This window comes from Prevotella sp. MGM2 (assembly GCF_002933955.1).
Taxonomy (GTDB): domain Bacteria; phylum Bacteroidota; class Bacteroidia; order Bacteroidales; family Bacteroidaceae; genus Alloprevotella.
The window spans coordinates 1-3,585 of sequence record NZ_BEWW01000014.1 but is presented as its reverse complement, the minus strand read 5'-3'; the positions used below and the strand labels follow the sequence as shown (position 1 = coordinate 3,585).

2 protein-coding genes are annotated in these 3,585 nt (G+C 39.3%); both read left to right on the top strand.

Annotation, left to right across the window (positions count from 1 at the left end; genetic code table 11):
* The first annotated feature begins 84 nt into the window (after positions 1-84).
* Positions 85-909 (top strand): CotH kinase family protein, encoded by an 825-nt coding sequence (locus tag C5S62_RS00170; RefSeq protein WP_104403554.1) that lies wholly within the window; start codon positions 85-87, stop codon positions 907-909.
* 469 nt (positions 910-1,378) lie between these two features.
* Entirely contained in the window at positions 1,379-3,433 is a 2,055-nt protein-coding gene (htpG, locus tag C5S62_RS00165) for a molecular chaperone HtpG (RefSeq protein WP_104403553.1), read from the top strand.
* Positions 3,434-3,585 lie beyond the last annotated feature (152 nt).

Below are 3,585 nucleotides of genomic sequence, written 5' to 3'. Positions count from 1 at the left end.
ACATTTCAGCTCTCGAATGTTAACAAATGCACCGGAATTTCGGCTTGACCCGTTTATTTTCATTCAGACTATCTTACGCCTGCAATGGGATATACATTTAAATATCCTGATCCGGATGATCTGGATGAGACACTTGTCAGCAATATCAAAGGTTATATAGAGGAGTTCGGACAAATGCTGCATGAGGGAGGTGACATATCAGAGTATATTGATATATCGTCTTTTGCCGGCTGGACTTTAGGGCATGACATTCTGGGTACGTTGGACGGTTGCGGTTCGAATATGTTTCTCTATAAGGAGGATTATAATGTTGATGACCATACGTCCTCTAAATTGAAAATGGGACCGATGTGGGATTTTGACTCTACCTATAAGATGTATGGAAAGTGGAGTTCTCAGCATGGAATAGATCACTTTTACGTCAAGCGGTTATTTCAAAGAGAAGATTTTATTAAAGCTTATATAAATATATGGAAAAGAATCCGTAATAACGTTTATTCGGAAGTAATGGATGAGGTTCTTTCTTTGCAGGAAAAACAAGGAAAAGCCATTATGGATTGTCGCAGACTTGAAGAAGAACTGACCAAATATTATTTGTCTGTCGATTTGGAAGAAAACATAGACAGTGTCAGTCGTTGGTTTGAATCGCGTATCGCTTGGCTGGATGAGCAAATTGAGCAGATGGATTTGTCGGGATGTGACAATTGTGTTGGGAACGAGGAGGCTGTTTCCATGAGTGTTTATGACGTGTGGGGCAAGTTGTGTTGCAGGACTTCAGATATGGAGCATATAAAAATGATGGAGAAAGGAAAAACTCCTGACTTTTTGTTGTTGCCGAGAGGTGTTTATGCGGTGCATTTCATGTTGAAGAACGGTTCCTCTAGTTGTCGTAAGGTGATTATTCATTGACCCAAGGTAAATTATTTGGATATTTTACTGAAAAAAAATACCCAGAAATGAATTTGATGAAAACAATGGTTTGTTTTGTAGAATGAGGCGAGAAAAATGGAAGAAATGGGGGATGTCCGGTTTTAACATTTCTTGCTTTTGGAGGAAAAATGTCGTATATTTGCAGTGGCTAAGAGGATCTCCTTTAAGGTGGTCCTCTTTTTTCTTTGTTTTTCAGTCTGTTTTTAGAAATTCCGAGCGGTGTTTTTGTCAAAAAAGTCCGTATTGCCGTTAGAAAAGTCCGTATTCCTGTTCAAATTTCAATACTTGCTTTTTCTTCCATGTCTATGGGTAACTCCTGTTTTAGTACTCTAAATGTAATTGAATGTTAAATATGTTAATTTCGCAAACAGTGCGATGATATGTTTGGCACATTATTTGCAATATTGATTGAAGAATTTAAAGATTTAAAAATATTAAGATAAAAACCATGCAGAAAGGAACAATTGGAATAACTACGGAGAATATCTTTCCGGTAATTAAAAAGTTTTTGTATAGTGACCACGAAATTTTTTTGCGTGAAATTGTGTCGAATGCCGTTGATGCCACGCAAAAATTGAAAACTTTTGCCTCGAAAGGTGAGTTCAAAGGAGAAATGGGTGATTTGACAATTCACATTACTTTGGACAAAGAGGCGGGAACGCTTACAGTCAGCGACCGGGGCATTGGTATGACAGCCGATGAAATCGATAAATATATCAATCAGATAGCATTTTCAGGAGCTAATGACTTTCTCGAAAAATATAAGGATGACGCCAATGCTATTATCGGCCATTTTGGTTTGGGTTTCTACTCGTCCTTTATGGTGGCTGACAAGGTTGATATTATAACCAGAAGCTATCGCGAAGAGGCTCAGGCTGTAAAATGGAGCTGCGATGGTAGTCCGTCTTTTGAAATAGAGGATGCCGAAAAAGATGATCGTGGTACGGATATCGTGTTGCATATTTCAGACGATTGCAAAGAGTTTTTGGAAAATGGCAAGATAAAAGGGCTTTTGGAGAAGTATTGCCGTTTTTTGCCGGTGGCGGTAGCTTTTGGCAAAAAAACAGAATGGAAAGACGGAAAACAGCAGGAAACTGATGAGGATAACGTGGTTAATGACACGGAACCGCTTTGGACCAAAACTCCGGCAACGTTGAAAGACGAGGACTATAAAAAGTTTTATCGTGACCTTTATCCCATGAGCGATGAACCGCTCTTTTGGATACATTTGAATGTTGATTTTCCTTTCCACCTGACAGGTGTGCTCTATTTCCCCAGAATTAAGAATAATCTGGAAATGCACCGTAACAAAATACAGCTTTATTGCAATCAGGTGTTTGTTACGGATGAAGTGGAGAATATAGTGCCGGAGTTTCTCACGTTGCTTCATGGAGTTATTGATTCTCCCGACATTCCTCTGAATGTCAGTCGAAGTTATTTGCAGAGTGATGCCAATGTAAAGAAAATATCAACTTACATCACAAAGAAAGTCTGTGACAGGTTGCAGTCTATCTTTAAGAATGACCGTAAGGAGTTTGAGGAAAAATGGGACAATTTGAAACTGTTCATTCATTATGGCATGCTTTCAGAGCAGGATTTCTATGAAAAGGCCAATAAGTTTGCTTTGCTCAAGGATGTGGAAGATAAATATTTCACATATGAGGAATATAAGGATCTTATCAAGCCGACTCAAACGGATAAAGATGGTAATCTCATTTATCTTTATGCCGCCGACAAGGATGAGCAGTATAGTTATATTGAGTCTGCCAAGGCAAAGGGCTATAGTGTACTGTTGATGGACGGTCAGTTGGATGCTCCTTTGGTGGGTATGTTGGAACAGAAGTTTGAGAAGTCGCGTTTCTGCCGTGTGGATGGCGATGTAATCGACAGGCTTATTCAAAAAGACGATATAGCTAAAATCGAATTGACCGCAGAGGAAACAGAAAGCATTACAGGTGTTTTTACAGCCGAAATGCCTAAGTTGGAGAAAACAGAGTTTCATTTGGAAGCCGAGAGTTTGGGAGCGGACGCTCAGCCGATTGTTATTACGCAGAGCGAGTATATGCGTCGTATGAAGGAAATGAGTCGTTTGCAGCCGGGGATGTCATTCTATGGTGAAATGCCGGATATGTATAATGTAGTGCTGAATGCTGACCATCGTCTGGTGAAAGGTGTTTTGGAAGATGTCAAAGTGAAATTGGACGCTCAGTTACACTCTGTAGAGGCTGAACTTAAAGGTCTCAATGCCCGCAGAATGGCCATCGAACAAACTCAGAAAGATAAGAAAGCAGATGAAATTACACAGGAAGAGCGTGATGAACTCACGAAGTGTAATAATGATATTTCTGCTCAGCAGGATAAGAAAAAGCAAATCTTTACGGAATATGCCAAGACTAATGAAGTGATTCCTCAACTTATTGATTTGGCACTTTTGCAGAATGGTTTGTTAAAAGGTGAGGCTCTCACAAAATTCCTTAAGCGTAGCGTGGATTTGATTAAATAAATTGAAGTGGATATCGCAACCTATTCTACGAAAGTGGGGTAGGTTGCTTTTTTGTTTTCAGGCTTATGAAATTTTTTTTATTGCTGACTTTTTATCTTTTTGGGTCAAGCCGAATTTCCGGTGCATTTGTTAAAATTCGAGAGCTGAAATGT

Coding starts and splice junctions, on each gene's coding strand:
- C5S62_RS00170 (WP_104403554.1), top strand. CDS start 85: ATGGGATATACATTTAAATATCCTGATCCGGATGATCTGGATGAGACA.
- htpG (WP_104403553.1), top strand. CDS start 1,379: ATGCAGAAAGGAACAATTGGAATAACTACGGAGAATATCTTTCCGGTA.